The following is a 19,130-nucleotide window of genomic DNA, read 5'->3' on the forward strand; positions in this document are numbered from 1 at the left end:
ATGGCTCATTGGGACATTTCCGACCTTCCATATCGGAAGGAAGCGCTATTCGGGGACCGGGTAGTCAACTGCCGGGTCGACCGGCCCGGCAGCGTGTACGAGATGTTCGCAGCCTCCGTGGCAAAGGCTCCTGGCCGCGAGGCGCTGATCGCGGGTGACTTGCGGCTCAGCTGGAAACAGCTGGACGCGCTCGTGGCGCAGACGGCCTCGGGTTTGGTCGCGCGCGGTATCGTGCCGGGTGACCGTGTGGCGATGCTCATCGGCAACCGGGCCGAGTTCGTCGTGCTGCTCTATGCGATCGCGCGCGCAGGGGCGATCTCGGTGCCGATCAGTTACCGCGAGCGCGGCCCCGGGATCAGCTATGCCGTCAATCACAGCGGCGCACGTGTCCTGATATACGATCCGGGCTTGGCGGATCGCCTCCCCGATCAGGAGGATTTCGAAGATGCCGCAGATCTGATCCGCCTCGACGATGTTGCGACCGGAGAGATGCTCCGCTCGCTGCGCGTGACGGACATCGTCCCGCCGGTTAAGAAGGACGAGGAGGAGATCAACATGATCCTCTATACATCCGGCACCACCGGCAAGCCCAAGGGCGCGATGCTGGCGGAGGTCAACATCGTCCATGCCGTCATGATCTACGAACGGGTCATGGGAATCAGAGATGGAGACCGCGCGGTCGTCGCCGTGCCGATGACGCATGTGACCGGCATCACCTGCCTCATCACGCTGATGGCCCGGTGTGCGGGCACACTGATCGTCATGGAAGAGTTTCAGGCTCCCGCCTTTCTTGAGCTTGCCAGCCGGGAGCGGATGACTATGACGGTCATGGTCCCCGCCATGTACGCCCTGTGCCTGGCACGCGCGAACTTCAGGGCCTACGATCTCTCCAATTGGCGGATTGGCTGCTACGGCGGCGCATCGATGCCCGCACCCGTGATCGAAGGCGTACGGGACACCCTTCCCAGCTTACAGTTGCTCAACTTCTATGGCTCCACCGAAACGGGCGCCGCTCAGGGTATCATGCCGCCGCAATATGCGGTCGAGCGCCGGCTGGATGTCGGCTTGCCCGCTCCTGGTGCGGAAGTGCTCATCATGGATCCGCAGGGACGCGAATGCGCGCGTGGAGAATCCGGTGAGATTTGGCTGCGAAACGCGTCGGTCGTTCCGGGATACTGGAACAACCCCGAAGCCACCCGCGAGAACATCGTGTCTGGCTTCTGGCGATCGGGCGACCTGGGCCACATGGATGAGGACGGGTTCCTCCGCGTGCTTGATCGGATCAAGGACATGATCAATCGCGGTGGGTACAAGATCTATACCGCTGAAGTCGAAAGCGTGCTCGCCGAGCACGCTGGCGTGCTCGAAAGCGCGGTTGTCGCCAAGCCTTGCGCAATATTGGGCGAGCGGGTTCATGCCTTCGTCTCATTGCGCGGTGTCAACGTCAGTGAAGACGAACTCAAGGCACACTGTGCGGCACGGCTCGCTGATTACAAGCGGCCCGAGACTTTCACCATCCTGGACGAGCCGCTCCTGCGCAACGTCAATGGCAAGCTGATGAAGCGTGAGATGCGCGACATGCTGTTGCAAGAAGAAGCGGCTAAGAGCTGAATTTCAGCGGGCCGTGGATCGACAACGAAGGCGAGGCCCAAACGTACAGTGGGCGCCACCGGCAAGAGGAAAGTCTCATGATCCAGGGCATCGGACGGCTTTTAACGCTCGACGGCAAAGTCGCACTTGTCACAGGCGGCGCGCGTGGGATCGGCCGTGCTGTGGCGACACTTCTCTCCGAAGCCGGAGCGCACGTGGCGCTCGCGGACCGGGACGGCATTTCGGCGGCTGGTGCCGCCGCGTCAATCGAGCGAGCACGCTCCTACCAAGCCGATATATCCGACGAAGCCATCATGGAGCGCCTCTTCGCCGACATCATCTCGGACCATAGCGCGCTTGATATCGTAGTTCATTGCGCCGCCATCTTCCCAAAACGCGCTTTCACGACCATGACAGCCGCTGAGTGGGACGAGACGCATGCGGTCAACGTCCGGGGTACCTTTCTGGTCATGCGCGAAGCGGTGAAAGCGATGCGCGATCGCGGCGGCGCGATCGTCAACGTCTCCTCCGCCAGCGGCGAGCGCGCGCTGGTCTTTCACAATTCAGCCTATGGCGCATCCAAGGCGGCGGTGACCAATCTCACCCGGTCCGTGGCGTTGGAAGCGGCGGAGTATAAAATCCGTGTCAACGCCGTGCTGCCGGGCGGCGTGGCGACCGAGGGCGCGCGGGAAGCAGGGGCCGCCCTGCAGGCCAGCAATCTGGTCATGGGAGGACCAATGACAACTCCGAATCGGATCCCGCTCGGCCGAATCGCAGATCCAGCCGAAATTGCCGCCGCGTGCCTGTTCCTGGCTTCCCCAGCATCTTCCTACATTACCGGACAATCATTGGTTGTAGATGGCGGTTTCCTGATCAGCTGAACGGCTGGGCCGGGTTCAACGCGTAGCCTCGGGCAGTTCCACCAAGATGCCGCTGAAGAATACCTGCATCATCTGGGCGGCAAGCACCTCGGCGCTGTTGTTGGATGCATTGACCCATTCTGTGGCCCATTGAATGCTGCCAACAATGGTAAGCCTGAGTATGTTGGGCTCGATATCGGCACGAATCTCGCCGCTCTCCTGCCCTTCGCGAATAATTTTACGCCACATCGAAAAGTAACGACGAAGGAGTGGCTGATGACGCTCTCGCAGATCCTCGGGAACCTGCGCGTAGATACGATTATGCGCCAGGTTGAACGAATCGTGCGCCATGATACCTTCCAGCAAGGCCGTCGCTGCCGCCAGCAGGCGGTCGCGGGCACTTGCCGCCGTTGGCAATGCCTCTAGTGCAGCCTCCAGATCCGCAATCGACTGGCGCGTGCTCAAGTCCAGAACTTCAGACACCAGAACTTCACGGGACGCGAAGTAGTAATAGATGCCGCCGGCATGTACCTTTGCTTCTCTGGCCACGTCGCTCAAACGTGCGTGCGCGTAGCCCTGGGTCGCGAAGACTCGTGCCGCCGCATCCAGGATCCTTTGCCTTGTCAGTTCAGACTTACTGAGCTCGCGTTCAGGGTGGCGCGATCGGTCTTGCTTTATAATCTTGCCCACGCCGTCGCTTCGCAGCTCCCTGTGCATTTCCGCACCGTGCAGATCGCACGTTCGATCTAGAGGCGAACAGAGCCCCTGTCAAAATAGGCGAGGATCGGGCCGCAACCGGTGGCGCCGAAGAGCATCGCACCCGGCCGCAGCCCGAGCAGAAGGAGTGGCACCATAATTTGGCTTTGCACAGATCAAGGCGTCACCTGAGCGTCAGCTCCGATAGCACAACAAAGCGCCAAAGGTGATTAGTCACGCAGTTTGTTGATGTCCTTGCGCGCCATGCTGGTGGTCACCAGGCTGCCTTCGCTCTTTATGCTGTCGGCAGGCAATGTGACGAAGCGACCTCCATAGATAATGCGCACGGATCCATCGGTGTTTACCCGGTCGATCTGCCCGACTTTCGCACCAGACAACATGCGGACCACCTGGCCCGGGTGCGCCATGGCGGCGGGTTCGGTCTGAGCGTGGGCAACAGGCAAGAACGCGGCGAAGGCGATGAGAGCGGCGCAAATTCGCATTGGGAAACCTCATTAAGTTAGCACTTGCTTCAAGCCCTGATTTCCATCGGACGTCAAGGGCACACGGCATAATTTTGTTGCATTGCAGCGCGTTTGCGGGTCGACCAAGGCCAGAGTAGTAGCGGCATCCAATACAAATTATCCCATTAATACAGTGCCTGTGAGGCAAGCCTGATACTTGTTGCACCAAGCCATGTAGATCGAGATGGCGACTAGGAGACCTTGACTTAGCTTAGGGGGCGAACTGGTGCCTGACAGTCGATCTAGCCTATGGCTTATGAGCCCGCTTCGAGCCTTTTACCCACGCCTCCAGGCGGCACAGCGTAGCCCGCCTAATCACGGTCGGCATACAGCACATGAGGAGGCTTCAATCAGCCCTCAAGCGGCGAGCAAGGGCGCGACCGGCGCAGGGCGCGCTCCGCGCACGAGGCGTCCGGGGTATTGTCCGGTCGGCTCCCCATTGGACTGAGTGATGATCCCATTGAGGATCGTGGCCCGATAACCCTCCGAACGCTGGAACAGCCTTTTCCCGCCAGCCGGAAGATCCCGCACGACCGAAGGGCGATGCAGCACTAGCGAGTCTACGTCGATCAGGTTGAGATCAGCCTTGTAGCCTGGCCCGACGACGCCGCGATCATAAAGGCCTACCGATGCCGCGGGACGGCTGGTCATCGCCTGAACAAGGATGGGCAGAGCATGTCCGAGCGGCCCGCTTCGCCTTTGCGTCAGCATATAGGTCGTATAGGCCGCGTCGCAGATCATCCCATAATGCGCGCCTCCATCGCCAAGCCCCATCACGGCATGATCCGTCTCGACCAAGGAATGCATGATCTCGATATAGCTGCGCGGTGCCTTCGAGAAGAGGCCTAGGATGCTGCGTCCCTCATCCTTTAGCAAAGCATCATAAATGACTTCATCGAGCGGGATGCCAAGCCGCTCGGCCTGCGCATTCAAGCTGTCTTCCAGCACCGCATGGTAGTCGAGCGGATCGTCTAGGAGGAACAAGTATTGGCGCATGTTGACGATCTCGACGAAGGCGGGGTTGGCATCCTGCGTTGTTTCTGAAAGTAGCCGCCGCTTGAACTCTGGATCGCGCATCCGGGCGACTTTCTCAGCCAGCGGTGCTTGCGCGAATTCCCGATAACTCGGCCGCAATGAAAACGGGTGATAGCTCAGATCAAGCCCGAACAGCACCCCGGTTGGCCTGGGTGCGAAATGCGCGCGCATCGTCAGCCCTTCTCGGTTAGCCGCCTCGACCTCCGGCAGATATTCGATATTGGAAGTGATCAGGCTGAAGTTGACCGGCCGACCAGACGTACGGGCGACCCGCTTTAGCGCGGCCATCTCGATCTCCAACGGGCTATCCAGGCGGGGTATGCACTGAAAGACACCGGAACCTGCATCCTTCAGCCCGAGCGCTAGCGCCTCCAACTCGTCGTCTCCCGTTCCAATCGTCGGCGCGAACTGCCCGGTGCGAAACCGATGGAAAAGATGACGAGAGGTTGAAACACCCAGCGCACCGGCACGGACCGCCTCGGTCGTCAGGCGCCGCATCTCGGCCAGGTCGGAATACGTTGCTGGCTCAAGATCCACGCCCCTCCGACCCATGACGAACACGCGCAGGGGGCTGTGCGGCAACTGCGTCGCGAAATCGACATCGGCACGCCGCTGATCGAGCGCATTGAGATAATCGGGAAAGCTGGTCCAGTTCCATGGCACGCCTTCGGCCATGACGACCTCGGGTATGTCCTCGACACCTTCCATCAACTTGATCACCAATTCGTGATCGGTCGAATATGCGGGCGCGAAGCCGACGCCGCAATTGCCCATGACGACCGTCGTCACTCCATGGTTGGAGGACGGCACCATGCGCTGCTCCCATGTGATCTGGCCGTCATAATGGGTGTGAACATCGACGAAGCCGGGTGTGACGATGCATCCCGCCGCATCCACTTCCTTGATACCTCGACCGTCAATTTGGCCGACCGCAACGATCAACCCGTCCCTGATCGCGACGTCGGCAATGACGGGCCGACTGCCGACGCCGTCCACGACGGTGCCGCCCCGTACAACCAGATCGTATTCAGACATACCGTTTCTCCGCCTTGCGCAGCCGCACTGTCGTGCGGTCCCTCGGCCAGTCGATAGGACGGAATGCGTGCCCCAGGCATACCCATTTGAGGACTATGTCGATGCAGGTTAACGGATCATGGATGTCGGTCGTAGCGGTGGCGAAAGGCGTCAATTGGAAGCGCCGGCCATCCAACTTTCGCCAACCAGAACGCGCATGCTCCTGATCGGCACAGCGCGACTTTCATACACTACTTCGAGGGCCACCGGTCGGCGGAAGGCTCAGCTTGGAATTTGAACAGCAGCGCCTCGAAACCCGCCATATAGTTCCGCGTAGCGCGAACGCCGGCGGCGCCCGAGCTGACGCGCTTATGCCAAGCTCCCCGAATGTTTTATGCTCAGAGGGCCAAAACGCGGTGGCTCAACGCCGCGCGTTAGGATCGGGGTTCCACTCCGGCGCTCGCTTTTCAATGAACGCACGCGGACCTTCTTCGAAATCGGGATGGTTCCACTGTTGCTTGATCAGATGCCAGCCGATCTCCTGGGCCTGTTTGTACCCCAGTTCCACCGAGGCCCAGATCGCCTGCTTTGAAAGGCTGGTGGCTTGCGGGCTGTTCTTGAGGATCGAGGCCGCCAGGCTTCGCGCCGTCGCCATAGCCTCGGCAGGTGTTGGCTCCAACAGATCTACGAGGCCCAGCTGATGCGCTCTCTCGGCCGGCATGCGATAGTCGCGGCCCACCAGGGTCAGCAGCAGCGCGCTCCCCAGCGTCATCCTGCGCGCTAGACCGATGTTCTCGAGCGCGCCGACCTGGCCCATATTGACATGGCTATCCATGAACTTCGCGTTCTGCGACGCGACGACGATATCGGCGTCTACCACGAAGTGAAGTCCGCCGCCGTTGCACAAGCCGTTCACCACACAGATCACCGGCTTCCAGACATCATGATGATGCGAGCTAAGCTTCACGACCTCGCTCAACGGACCGTTTAGCAGGCCGGCACCCTCCTCACCGGTCTTGAGCTCTCCGGCGGCGGCACCCGTGCAGAAATGTCGTTCGCCAGCGCCGGTGACAATCGCGACAAGGATGTCCGGATTGCGCTTCACCTCTTCCCAAACCGCCTGCATGCACAGCGACAGCTCACTGGTAATGGCATTGCCTTCCTGCGGTCGATTCAGCGTGATAGTCGCGATCCCGCCCTCGACCTCGAAGATTACCGCATCCGTAGTATAGCTAAGGCTCATTTCTTTCTCCTGTACTTTCGCACTTCGTTTACCCGCGGTCTCCACCGGCTCAGGTTGTGGTGTGCTGCCGCAAAAGGTGGCGATGCGTTGCTTGATGTCGGTGGCTGTAACTTAGCCAGCGACAGACCATCGTCGTCGCACATGATCGACTAGCATGGTTTCTGACTCGCCCATCGCATAGCTGTCGGCGGTGTCGAACAAGTTGATTCCGGCACCAGACAACGGTCGACGATCCGATCGGCGCTCGCCTGATCCAGGCTGTAGACCAGGCCGCCCGCCATTTTCGAGCCGGAACCAAAAGTCATCGCGCCGTAGGAAAGCCGCGAGACGAGGAGACCTGTCTTATCAAGCGGTGCAAACCTCATGATGACTTACGGTCCTTTCTCATCCCGATCCCGGCTCGTTTTCACTCGCCTAAGCGGATCGGCTTCATCTTGAGCTGATCGGTGGGCGAAAGTATAGGGCATTTGGAACGCTGTTCAAAAATCATGATGGCGGAAAGAGAACGAAACTGACGCCAAGGTGGCTTTTGCTTGGCGACAATGCGGCGTCATTCTCGCAACGATTGATCTTAGTCGACGTCAGCACATTTTCTCTAGACATATCGGCCGCCTTGCAAAGGTATCTATTGCCAGTTAGCGATAAAAACGGAACGCCGTTCAGAAGAGGAGGGAGCCATGTCGGCAGAGGCAATGGAAACAATCCGCCTGCCCGAGAGCGTTTACGAGATCGACATCCAGTGGCTCAACGATGCGTTTGCATGCAGGCGGCCGAGACGTGAACATCCTCGCCGCCGAGCGACAAGATGTCATGCATACGACGTGCACGAAGGCCCGCTTCCGGTTGGAATATGATCGCGATATCGGCTTGCCGGAACGGATGATCGTCAAGGGTGCGTTCGAAGATCATTCCGAGCGGATGAAAGACCTCTATCAGTGGGAGGCGCGCTTCTATGCCCAGGTCTCACCGCAGATCGAGTTGAATGTCCCTGCGTCCTACTGGTCCGGCATCGATCCTGGCGGATGGCGCGCGGCTATCCTGATGGAAGATCTGACGACGCGCGATGTTAGCTTCTGTCGGGCGCAGGAGCCGTTTTCTTTCGATCACACGCGCAAGCGACTGGCAATGCTTGCGGGGCTGCATGCCAAGACGTGGAACTCGCCAAAACTCCTCGCTGGCGGGGAATGGGACTGGATGGCGAATCGTTTCAACGAATTCTCGCGGGGCTATACCGAATATTATCTGGAGCCCGAACGTTGGCGGCAATACGTGGAATCGCCGCGCGGCACCGCCGTGTCAGTCGCTTTCCATGACCGCAATTGGATGCGGCATGCCCTGGATCAGCTCGCCAAGATTAGCGAAGCGGACCCGTTTTGCCTGATCCACGGCGATACCCATAGCGGCAACCTATACATGGATGCCGATGGAAGCCCCGCCTTTCTAGATCCCGCCGTGGCCCGCGCACCGTGGTGGCTGGAGGTCGCCTATCATATCGGTTGTGTTACCGACATCGCCGATCGCCGCAGGTGGGAAAGCGCGCTGCTGATGCATTATCTCGATGCGCTTGAGCAGGCGGGCGGCTCACGCCTGGACTTCGACGAGGCGTGGCTACGTTATCGCCAGGGTCTCGCATACGGCTACTTCATTTTTATCATCAACGAGACGACCTTCCAAACGGAGGCAACCAACACGGCCTACGCCGCGTTTCGGTGCGGCGATGATCGACCATGACACGATCGGCCTGCTGGGCTGATATATGGCGTTGTCGGCCCATGGCATGGATGATCATGCGAAGAACCGACGTCAGGCGCCTCGCCAGCCTCGAATTGACTTCAGCGTGAGCAACCAAACATAGATAGAGGAAGCAGCATTCATGACTGAAGCCATTACCAAAATTTCTCCCCGCGCCAATCGGATCAGGTTAGTAGAACCCGACGCGATGACCGCGGCTCAGCGGACCCGCTACGAGACGGAGCCTAGCGCGCGCAACAATCTGGCGCGGCTTCTTTCGATCGCGGAGACCATGGGGCCCCAGCTTGCTGAATTCAACATGGCCATGGCCACCACGATAACCGTCCCTCCTCTAGAGCGTGAGATCGTGGCGCTCGCCACGCTGCATCTGGAGCGAGGCGAGTATGAGATCGCGCAGCACGATGTCGTCGCCGATCGAATGGGAATCCCGCGCGTCAAGGTGGACGCCATCGCCAAGGAACGGTTCGGAGATCCGATCTTTAGTGAGCGCGAGAAGGCACTTCTCGCATTCACCCGTCAGGTTGTTCGATCCGTTCGCGTAGACGATGCCGTCTTTAACGCCGTCGCAGCATTTTACGACGGTCGCCAATTGATCGAAACCGTGTTCGTCATCGGCAATTACATGATGATCTTGCGCATTTCGGAAATGGCGGAACTGCAGCTTGATGGCGTCGCCGGAGCCGACTTCTGGAAGGATCGCTAGCCTGCGAGTTAGAACTGGCGCTTGATCCCCAAATGGGGAGTGACATTCGACAACGAATGTGAAAGGCTAAACTTAACAACAAGAGATTTTAACTTTAGTTGAAATCTAATAAGAATAAAAAACGGGGAGAAAGAGATGAACAGGAATGCTTTTCCTGCGGGTGCGTTCGTGAGCGTATTTGCGGCAGGATTTACTATCGCATGTCCAGCGCTTGCAGAACCGACGAAACTAGCCGTCGATCAACCGGCGGGGCAAGATCCAAACGCCGATGCCTCTCAAGATGCTTCTCAACGAGCAAGTGCCGGCGATATCGTGGTGACCGCGCGCCGCCGTGATGAGCGCCTTCAGGACGTTCCCGTCGCAATTACCGCGTTCAATGCGACCAAGCTGGAGCAGTTCGGTATCCAGCAGACCTCCGATCTTCGGCAGGTCACGCCAGCCCTCAATGTGCAGGGTGCATCCGGACGGGACGAAAACCCGACTTATCTGCTTCGCGGTCAGCGCGCCAACGACACGGTTCTCACCCAGGATGCCGCCGTGGCATCCTATGTCGATGACATCCTGATCGGCGCGGTACAGGGAAGCAACCTGGGTTTGTTTGACCTGGAGAACGTTCAGGTCTTGAAGGGGCCGCAAGGCACGCTTTTCGGGCGTAATTCAACCGGCGGTGCAATCTTGTTCCGTACCGCACAGCCGACGGATGAGTTCGGCGGGAAGCTCACAGCATCGATTGGCGGATTTGAGCCTCGCGGGCATCATTATGGTGCTCAAGGCTCGATCAACATTCCAGCGTCGGATAGCCTTAAGTTCCGTGCGGCGTTCAACGTGGTCGACCGCAATGGATGGGGGAAGATTGTCGAAGGCCCCAGGACCGGTGATCGGCTTCATGGTCGTAAGGAATTGAGCGGCCGACTTACCGCGGCCTTCGAGCCGTCGGACATAGTGAAAAGCACGACGACGCTCTACGGCAGCAAAGCTGATGTTAAGGGCGTGATGTTTCAGTTGCGCGAAATTCTACCGACTTCGGCCATCGGTTTCGTACCCGGTGCCTTAGCTGCCTTCGAACGCCAGAAGGCGCGCGGCTGGTACGAAAATGGCGCGAATTTTGCAACAAACACCCGGATCCGGGTGTGGGGTATCAACAACACCACCTCAGTCGATCTGAGTGATAACATTACCTTCAAGAACATCGCCGGCTATCGTGACTTAAAGTACCGGAATTTTGACGATTTCGACGGAACACCGACACAGATTCTCGCATCCGGAAATATCGAAAACGCCGAGCAATTTAGCGAAGAGGCTCAGTTTCTTGGTAATGCATTTGATGATAATCTGAATTTTGTCGTTGGGCTATACTACTTCAAGATGAGTGGAATTGAAAATACCTTTGAGTCTCACGCCCTCGAACCGATTAATCCAGGAAGCCCAAGTGCGCTTGGCGGCCTTTACAAGAACGAAGCCTTCGCTGGTTACGGGCAGGTAACAACCAAGACTCCCATCGAAAACTTGTCGGTTACTGCCGGACTGCGATATACGGTAGATCGTCGATCGATCGCTGTATCTCCCCGAACATTGCCGGGCGCCCCTATCGGGCTTGTATGCAACCTCTCACAACCTGGCGTAGTCTACACGTACACCAATTGCACTCGATCGGAAAACACGAGCTTTGCCAAACCGACCTGGTCGTTGACGGCCGACTACAAAGTCAATCCTGACACGCTGGTCTATCTCGCGCATCGGCGAGGATATCGCTCCGGCGGACTTGACACGCGAGCGGCTTCAGACACGCAGTTCAGACCGTTTAAGCCGGAAATCGTCGATGACATCGAACTCGGCTTGAAGAAGGATTTTCGCTTCGATACTTGGTCGCTTCAGGCGAACTTGGCCGTGTACCATCAATGGTATAGCGACATTCAGCGCAATGTTAATGTCTTTACCAACAATTCACTCCAATCCTCTACGATCAATGCCGCAAAAGCTACAGTCTCAGGAGGTGAGTTTGAGCTTAATGCTGACTTCGGACGCATCTTCAGTGGCGGGGTCGGTTATTCATTTGTCGATGCAAAGTATATGGACTTTCCAAGCCTCGACAGTGTCGACGGCGTCCCCGGCCAGCCGGTCAACTTCAAGGATGTGAAATTCGCGAGCGTTCCACGCCATCAGTTCAACGCCAATGCTCGGTTGGGCTTGCCGGTCGATGAGACGATTGGCACCATCGATTTCACCGCAACCTATTTTTATCAAAGCAAAATCTTTCTACCAGAGATTTTTCAGACGCCGGAGTTGCTGCGGGCCCGTCTGTCCGCTGCCCAAAAGCCTCTTATTCCCGACGATCTCAAAGGGCTGACGAATAAGGGCTACGGCCTCCTCAACCTACGGCTAGACTGGAAGGACATCATGCAGTCTCCAATTTCGATGGCGTTGAGCGCTCGCAATGCGCTTAACAAGAAGTATTATGCGTCGGGCATCAGCATCCTTGACTCGCTCGGCATGGCGGCCGGGGTCGTCGGTGAACCTCGCCTGCTCATGGTGGAAGCGTCGATCAAGTTCTGATTAAAGCGCCTTGAACTGGGTTTTCGATCGCTGTGGTGGCATCGCCACCACAGCGTTACTTAGCCATGGTTGTAGCCGGGTAGTAATAGCTCGCCACGAAACTTGGCTTGCATTGACCGATCCTCTCGTTTGAGCAGGACGCTTGTATTACGGACTAGCTCGAGCATGTCGATGCCCTGATCTTGCATAGCACCTAAGCGAGGAACTGTTCGTGAACACGGGGGTAGCTCTGATGGCTGCCAAATGGCAACCTTCAACATCGGCCTTTGACGTCGGCATTGCCAGCGGCGACTAAATCAGTGCTATATTCAAATACAATAAAGGGAGAGAACGATGCCAAAGGCCAAACTGCTTGGCAGCATGGGGATTGTTTGCGCTTTTCTAGCCTGTCCAAGCGCCGGGTTTGCCCAGGCAGATACGTCGGGGTCACTCCTTCAGTCTGATGGGGCGGGACAGGACATCATCGTTACCGCACAGCGCAGAGAAGAACGGCTACGTGACGTTCCCCTGTCGATTACCGCCGTTACTGGTGCACAGTTGACGCGGGCCGGTGTGTCGGACGGGCTAGCGCTTAATCAACTCGTGCCCGGACTGAATTTCCAGGCAAATGGTTCAACGGCCCAGCCTGCGATCCGAGGGGTTTCGTCCAGCGGTTCGACGGCGGGCGACGCTTCGAACGTAGCGATCTACGTCGACGGGGTGTACCAGCCGTTCCAGGCAGGCAATTATCTCGACCTGGTGAACATCCAACGGATCGAAGTGCTCAAGGGGCCGCAGGGCACCCTCTTCGGACGTAACGCGACTGGTGGCGCCATCAGCATTACCACACCCGATCCGCAGTTTAAGCGTTCCGTCCTGGCATCGGTCAGTTACGGTCGTTTCAACGAGATCAACGCACAGGGGCATATCAATCTGCCGTTAGGTGATCGGGCGGCCATGTCCGTCACTTTGAAACGCCAGGTCGACGACGGTTTCCGCAAGGATGCCGTCACCGGCGCGCGCCTGGCGGTACGCAAGGTATTCAACGGACGGGCGAAACTCCGTTTTCAGCCGTCCGATACGCTGAACCTAGTCTTGTCGGGGGATTACCTCAACACTTTCGACAACACGGTGTTCTCTGGCCAACCGTTGAACGGGAACACGGCCGCCGCTACCTTACCAGGATCTGTCATAGTAACAGACCCCAACAGCGCCGCCTTATCGTTCGTTCCGTTCGTCAAGGTGCGCGGCGGCGGTGGCAGCTTGCGTATGGAACTCGACCTTCCCTTCGGTCGTCTCAAGTCAATTACTGCCTATCGGCGCTACACGACGGATCAGCGACCTGACTCCGATGTCACGCCCGTCAGACTGTCGGAAAGTCGGCTTAGCCCGAGTGACAAGACGTTCACGCAAGAGGTCAATCTTGCCTCCTCGCCGGGTCGACTGCAATGGCTGGTCGGCGCCTTCTACTTTGATGATCGTGCCAAGCTGCTACTCCGGGCTTTCGGCGGCATTGCTCCGACTTACACCTCGGTCGCACAAGTGCTGCTGACCGACGTGGAGACGCACACCCGTTCCTATGCGGTATATGGAGAGGCGACATTCAAGCCAACCGATCGCCTGTCGCTGATCGGCGGCCTCCGCTACAATCGCGACGATATATCGTATGTTGGAACCAACGGTATTCTCGACGTTGCCGCGAAAGCCGACTTTAACAGTGTGACGCCTCGCGCTTCCGTCAAGTACGACATCACCGATACGGCCAACATCTATGCCACCTATAGCAAAGGCTTCAAGGCTGGCGTCTTCAACTCGAGCGCTCTGACAACATCTCCCGTTAATCCCGAGAAGATCGATGCTTACGAGATCGGCGTTAAAGGGAACGCAGCCCGCACACTATCGTTCAGTCTAGCGGCCTATCAGTACAACTATAAGGACCTACAATTCCAGTCATTCGGCGCCACCAGTTCGATATCAGTGCTGCAAAATGCTGCCGATGCGCGGATCCGAGGTGGTGAACTGGAGACGAACGTGCGACTTTTCGATGCCCTCAACATTCGCCTGGGTGTCGCCTATACCCATGCGAGATATCGCGATTTTCCGCGCGCGCAAGGCTTTGTACCCCGGCCAACCGGAGGTAATCTGAGCATTGTCATACCCAATGCGAGTGGCAACCAGATGATCCGCACGCCAGACTGGTCGGGCACGGTCGGCGCCGACTATAGCGTCGAAGCGTTCGGTGGCACTATCGCTTTGGCGGGCAACCTTTATTTTTCCAGTCGCCTTTATTATGATGTCGCCAATCTGGTATCGCAGAAGCCATATCAATTGCTGAACGCTTCGGCGACATGGACATCGGCAGATGATCACTTCGATGTCGGCATTTACGGTCAAAACATCACCGACACGGTCTACAAGCAATCCGTCCTGATCTCCGCCTTGGCAAGCAACGTCAATTACGGGCGGCCATACACTTATGGCGTCCGAATGGGATTCCGCTTCTGACACGCCTCCAGGTCGCGGTCGACAAGCCCCCGTTCGACCGGGGAGCAAAAGCGGGATGGCGCGCGATCGTCATCCTGCTGCTGCTATACGCCCTGTCTCTCATAGATCGTCAGATCCTCAACCTGATGGTCGATCCCATCAAGCACGACCTGAGGATTTCGGACGTGGAGATGGGGCTGCTGCAGGGTTTCGCCTTTGCCGCGTTCTACACCATCTGCGGTCTTCCGCTCGGCTGGGCTGCGGACAAGGTCAACCGCCGCTTGTTAATCTTTGCTGGCGTCCTCATCTGGGCGCTTGCCACTGTCGCTTGTGGCCTTGCCGACACCTACCGCGAGCTGCTGACTGCCCGGTTCGTCGTGGGCGCCGGTGAGGCAGCGTTGTTGCCGGCCGCCTATTCGATCCTGTCTGATCTGTTCCCGCGCGATCGTCTCACCCAGGCGATGTCCGTCTTTTCGGTCGGCGCGATGATCGGCACTGGCGCAGCCCTGGGCATTGGTGGACTAGTCGTCACCTATTCGATGTCCGGGGAAGCTGTCACTCTGCTGGGATGGGGTGGCGGCCGACCGTGGCAGACCGTTTTCATCCTCATCGGCCTACCGGGGATAGCCATGGCCTTCCTGGTTTTCCTGTTTCCAGAGCCTAATCGACGCGTAACCACCAAAAGCCAAGTTGGCGACGAAAAATTGTTGGCGTTTCTTGTCGGTCATCGTGCGGTCTTGTCGCGGCATTTCGCAGGCTTCAGTCTGATCTGCTTAGTGAGCTATGCGGCAGGGGCGTGGGCGCCGACCTATCTATCACGACGGTTCGACCTGCCGATGGGCGAGATCGGTCTGGGCTTCGGGCTCGCTTCACTCATCTTTGGCATGACCGGATTTCTGGCAAGCGGCTGGCTGGTCGGCAAGGCTTTCGCACGTGGCTTGCTGGACGCGCATTTTCGCTACCCGGCGATCGGCGCGTTGATGCTGGCGGCGACAAGTGCCGGCGCGATATTCGCACCATGGTCTTGGCTGGCTATTTTGCTGTTCGGAGCCAACACGCTTTTCACGACCGTGGCCGCAGTGTCCGCGGCCGCCCTGCAAATGATCACTCCGCCACATCTACGTGGCCGCACGTCGTCGATTTTCCTGGTTGTCTTCAACCTCGTTGGCGCTGGAGGCGGGCCACTCGCGGTCGGGCTCCTGACGGAGTACTGGGTAGGTACCGCGCGGCTGGGCACCGCCATGGTCACAGTCTTCCTCACAGGTTCGCTACTCGCTGCGGCCGTTCTGTGGAACGGTAGACATCATATGCGCGCACAATTCAGCGGTGGAGCATAGACTGATCCGGGCATCGTCACACGCGTCCAATTACGTCGTTACCATGCCGCAATATTCCCTGACGCTAGACATAGGCAAAGGATGCTGTCAGGTCGGGCCAAATGCACAGTAGAAGTGTAATGGGACCTACGGCTCGCAAAATGCTGGCGCAATGCAAGCTAGGAAAGGTGGTCGGATCATCAATAAACCAGCACGGCGAGCACAAGCCCGATGCCTCTGGCGCCTGACTGCGGCGCGGGTACGTCGGGTACGCTAAAAACGACGGTAAGCCTTTCCAAGGCGATCACCGCAAAGGAAGTGACGGTCAACAACATCAGCCCTGGCCTGATCCCGGCTCTCGCCGTCCGGCGATGGAGTGAGACGCACGCGGGCCAGTATGGCTGGGACGCAAGTTCCTCCGCAGCGACCGAAGCCGCCCGGATGCTGTTTTCATGGCGAGCGCCATCTTGCGTATAGATGGCGGGCAACTCGCCAATGTTAACTTATGCGGCTATTTGTTGATAAGGCAATAAGAGGACGAGTGGATGAAGGCAGTAATTTTAAACCGGTACGGGGGCCCTGAGGTACTGGAATCGCTGGATCTGCCGACGCCACAACCCGCTGCTGGCGAGATCTTGATCCGTGTCGCCGCCATCGGGGTCAATCCTGCCGACTGGAAATGGCGGCAGGGCATGTTGGCGACTATCGTGCCGCTCACGTTCCCCTACGTTCCCGGGTACGACGTTGCTGGGATCGTCGAGGAAGGCAGTGACCTAGCCCCCGGAACCCGGGTCATGGTCATGCTCGATAACCTGAAGGGCGGCGCCTACGCACAATTCGCTGTTGCCGCTGCCGATACCGTAGCGGTCATCCCGGATGATCTGGACTTCATCGCGGCGGCCGCCCTGCCCTGCCCCGCCTTGACCGGCGTACAGGTAATCGACGAAGATGTGCAACCGGGGGCGGGAGAGACGGTCGTCATCACCGGGGCGACAGGTGCGGTTGGCCGGTTCGCCCTCTATGCCGCCAAGCGACGTGGCGCTATCGTGGTGGCGGCGGTGCGCGAGGCGCACAAGCAAGCCGCGCTAGATCTGGGTGCCGACAGCGCCATCGCGCTCGATCGGGCCGATCTGGCGGTCGCATCCGACCATCTCGTCGATACCGTCGGTGGAGCGCTCGTCACCCCCTGGGCCCTGAAGATCAAGCCGGGCGGAAAGTTTCGGACCGTATCCACCGATCCGGTACCGACGGATAGCCTCGCTATTCTGCCTGTGTTCAGCAGTGTGCGTCCCGACAAGGCCCGGCTAGAGCAGATCGGCAAGGATGTCGCTGCCGGGCGCATAAGATCGCCACAAGTCCGCACCTTGCCGCTGGACGAGGCTCCGCAGGCCCACGACATCATGCAAAATGGGCCGGGCGGCGGAAAGATCGTCTTGGTGACAGGCGTGTGAGGATAATTTGACGGACCTTCGGCGAAATCAATCGCAGGTATTGTGGGCTGCTGCGGACATGGTTCTAGGTTGCGGGGATTTTTCATGAGACGTTTCGCTCGCGGCCCAGTCTTGCCTCTCCGGCAATGACGCCGCCGATGGATCTATCAAGCTCGCTGGTGGCCAAGCCTCCTCCCTTTCTGGCGCGCCGTCCCCAATTTCACGCCGAAGCCGACGGTGTCATTCGCCTGTGGGATGATCTGCCGGTTGTGCCCGCCGAGCGATCCCTCGCTCACCTATTGGTGGATCGCGCAGCGGCGGTTTCCGGTCGCATCTTGATCGCGAAGCGTGACGATGGAGGTGAGTGGGTGACCGCCTCCTACGGCGCGATGTTTGAGCGCGCGCGGCGTATCGCATCCGGGTTGCTAGGGCGCGGGCTCACGCCCGGCGATCGGATCATGTGCTTGTCGGGCGAGAGCATCGATCATCTTGCACTACAACTTGGCGCCATGCTGGCTGGCCTCATCACCGTGCCGATCTCCGTGCGCTATTCGACGGCCAAGGATCGCAGCCGAATGGAGCATGTGCTGCAACTCATTCAGCCCTCGATGGTCTTCGCAGATGCAGCGCCCGCTTTCGAACCGGCGTTGGCGCATTGCGCTCAGGAGCGTCGCTCGATCCTGACTACCGGGGCCTCGGGGCTGGACCTGTTGGAGCAAGAGGCCGATCTGATCGACATCGACGCGGCACTCGACGCGATCGGACCCGACACCGTCTATCGCATATTGCTGACCTCCGGCTCCACTGCGACGCCCAAGGGCGTGCTCCAAACGCACGGAATGAGCTGCGCCAGCCTTAGCTTCGAAGCATCGCTGACGACGGGAGCCGTCGGACTGCGGCCACCGGAGAAGGAGCTGTCCTGGTTGCCCTGGTCGCATGTCGGTGGCGGTGTCACCGTCTTCAACAACATCCTCTATGCGGGGCGATCGCTGTATCTGGACGATGGCAAGCCGGTCCCAGGCCTCTTCGACGATACAGTCCGCAACCTGAAGGAACTCATGCCTCCAGAATTCGCCTCCCCGCCGGCGGGGCTGGTGATGCTGGTGCCTGAACTCGAAAGGGATGCGGCATTCCGCACGCGCTTCTTGAAGGGATTACGATTCATAAAGGCCGGCGCTGCTGCCATGCCGGATGCTGTAGGCCGCAAGTTCCAGTCCATGGCCGTGGAAGCGACCGGCCATGAGATCCCCATCTTCTCCGGCTATGGAACTACAGAAACTCACGGTGTCGTGTCACTGACGTGGTCGTGCGATGTCGCAAGTGCGCTGGGCCTGCCCAAACCCGGTGTTCGGCTGAAACTCGTACCGGTGGAAGAACGTTATGAAATCAGGATCCAGTCGGCGTCGGTTACTCCCGGTTATCTCGACGCGCCCGAAGTGACAGCGCTTGCGTTCGACGAAGAAGGCTTTTTCCGGACGGGCGACATGGTGCATTTCGATCCAAAGAGCCCAATCTCGGGACTTTTCTTCGCCGGTCGAACGGGCGAGAATTTCAAGATGGCGACGGGCACTTGGGTTCTAGCGGGACAGCTGCGCATGGCACTGCTCGACGCATTGGAAGGGCTGATCTCGGAATGCGTCGTGCTGGGCGAAGGGTTCGAGGAACTGGGTCTGATGGTTTGGGGAGACCTCGGAGCGCGAGGGGAGGTGGCCAGGAGGATGCGCATCTTCAACGACACGGTGAGTGGCGCCTCGCAGCGCATCACCAGGCTGGTCTTTTCTGATCTGCCGATACAGAAGGAGCGGTTCGAACGCACTGAGAAGGGCAGTCTCAATCGCAGCCGCGTCCTCGCGGCTAGAAAAGCGGAAATCGACGTCCTGTTTGGACGGGACGCCGATCGCCACAAGAGTGTGCTGCTGCTCGCTTGATGGGATCCTTGCAGCGAACAGCT

The 19,130-nt window shown here is 58.8% G+C and carries 14 protein-coding genes; 10 read left to right on the forward strand and 4 right to left on the reverse strand.

Annotated features, from left to right (window positions below; translation table 11 throughout):
- Together ACZ1JM_RS03175 and ACZ1JM_RS03180 are read left to right on the forward strand one after the other, a co-directional pair.
- Entirely contained in the window at positions 1–1,611 is a 1,611-nt protein-coding gene (locus ACZ1JM_RS03175) for a class I adenylate-forming enzyme family protein (RefSeq protein WP_465131691.1), read from the forward strand.
- Positions 1,612–1,688: 77 nt separating this feature from the next.
- Positions 1,689–2,471: an SDR family NAD(P)-dependent oxidoreductase gene (locus ACZ1JM_RS03180; protein ID WP_465131692.1), complete on the forward strand. Its 783-nt coding sequence runs from the start codon at positions 1,689–1,691 to the stop codon at positions 2,469–2,471.
- 15 nt (positions 2,472–2,486) lie between these two features.
- On the opposite strand, the gene ACZ1JM_RS03185 is transcribed toward ACZ1JM_RS03180, so the two are convergent.
- From ACZ1JM_RS03185 to ACZ1JM_RS03200, 4 genes are all read right to left on the reverse strand, one after another.
- Positions 2,487–3,140 (reverse strand): TetR/AcrR family transcriptional regulator, encoded by a 654-nt coding sequence (locus ACZ1JM_RS03185; protein WP_465131693.1) that lies wholly within the window; start codon positions 3,138–3,140, stop codon positions 2,487–2,489.
- A gap of 236 nt (positions 3,141–3,376) precedes the next feature.
- Positions 3,377–3,649: a hypothetical protein gene (locus ACZ1JM_RS03190; protein WP_465131694.1), complete on the reverse strand. Its 273-nt coding sequence runs from the start codon at positions 3,647–3,649 to the stop codon at positions 3,377–3,379.
- A 378-nt stretch (positions 3,650–4,027) separates the two neighbouring features.
- Positions 4,028–5,740 carry an N-acyl-D-amino-acid deacylase family protein gene (locus tag ACZ1JM_RS03195; protein WP_465131695.1) on the reverse strand — a complete coding sequence of 571 codons (1,713 nt, stop codon included), beginning with the start codon at positions 5,738–5,740 and terminating at the stop codon, positions 4,028–4,030.
- Between the two features lie 400 nt (positions 5,741–6,140).
- A complete protein-coding gene (locus ACZ1JM_RS03200; protein WP_465131696.1) occupies positions 6,141–7,007 on the reverse strand; it encodes an enoyl-CoA hydratase/isomerase family protein in 867 nt (288 codons plus the stop codon).
- Between the two features lie 732 nt (positions 7,008–7,739).
- Here ACZ1JM_RS03200 and ACZ1JM_RS03205 point away from each other — a divergent pair.
- The 8 genes from ACZ1JM_RS03205 (at position 7,740) to ACZ1JM_RS03240 (ending at position 19,107) form a co-directional block, all read left to right on the forward strand.
- Positions 7,740–8,693, forward strand: coding sequence for a phosphotransferase (locus ACZ1JM_RS03205; RefSeq protein WP_465131697.1), 954 nt, complete (start codon positions 7,740–7,742; stop codon positions 8,691–8,693).
- Positions 8,694–8,835: 142 nt separating this feature from the next.
- Positions 8,836–9,417 (forward strand): carboxymuconolactone decarboxylase family protein, encoded by a 582-nt coding sequence (locus tag ACZ1JM_RS03210; protein ID WP_465131698.1) that lies wholly within the window; start codon positions 8,836–8,838, stop codon positions 9,415–9,417.
- A gap of 135 nt (positions 9,418–9,552) precedes the next feature.
- The gene (locus ACZ1JM_RS03215) at positions 9,553–11,970 is read left to right on the forward strand and encodes a TonB-dependent receptor (RefSeq protein WP_465131699.1); all 2,418 of its coding nucleotides are present in this window, start codon (positions 9,553–9,555) and stop codon (positions 11,968–11,970) included.
- A gap of 333 nt (positions 11,971–12,303) precedes the next feature.
- The gene (locus tag ACZ1JM_RS03220; RefSeq protein WP_465131700.1) at positions 12,304–14,454 is read left to right on the forward strand and encodes a TonB-dependent receptor; all 2,151 of its coding nucleotides are present in this window, start codon (positions 12,304–12,306) and stop codon (positions 14,452–14,454) included.
- A gap of 80 nt (positions 14,455–14,534) precedes the next feature.
- The gene (locus ACZ1JM_RS03225; RefSeq protein WP_465132568.1) at positions 14,535–15,770 is read left to right on the forward strand and encodes an MFS transporter; all 1,236 of its coding nucleotides are present in this window, start codon (positions 14,535–14,537) and stop codon (positions 15,768–15,770) included.
- 210 nt (positions 15,771–15,980) lie between these two features.
- On the forward strand, positions 15,981–16,226 hold the full coding sequence (locus ACZ1JM_RS03230) for a hypothetical protein (RefSeq protein WP_465131701.1): 246 nt from the start codon (positions 15,981–15,983) through the stop codon (positions 16,224–16,226).
- A 68-nt stretch (positions 16,227–16,294) separates the two neighbouring features.
- On the forward strand, positions 16,295–17,200 hold the full coding sequence (locus ACZ1JM_RS03235) for an NADP-dependent oxidoreductase (RefSeq protein WP_465131702.1): 906 nt from the start codon (positions 16,295–16,297) through the stop codon (positions 17,198–17,200).
- A 137-nt stretch (positions 17,201–17,337) separates the two neighbouring features.
- Complete coding sequence (locus tag ACZ1JM_RS03240) at positions 17,338–19,107, forward strand: AMP-binding protein (protein ID WP_465131703.1); 1,770 nt, start codon at positions 17,338–17,340, stop codon at positions 19,105–19,107.
- The last annotated feature ends 23 nt before the right edge of the window (positions 19,108–19,130 follow it).

Source organism: Novosphingobium sp. BL-S-24, from assembly GCF_055521575.1.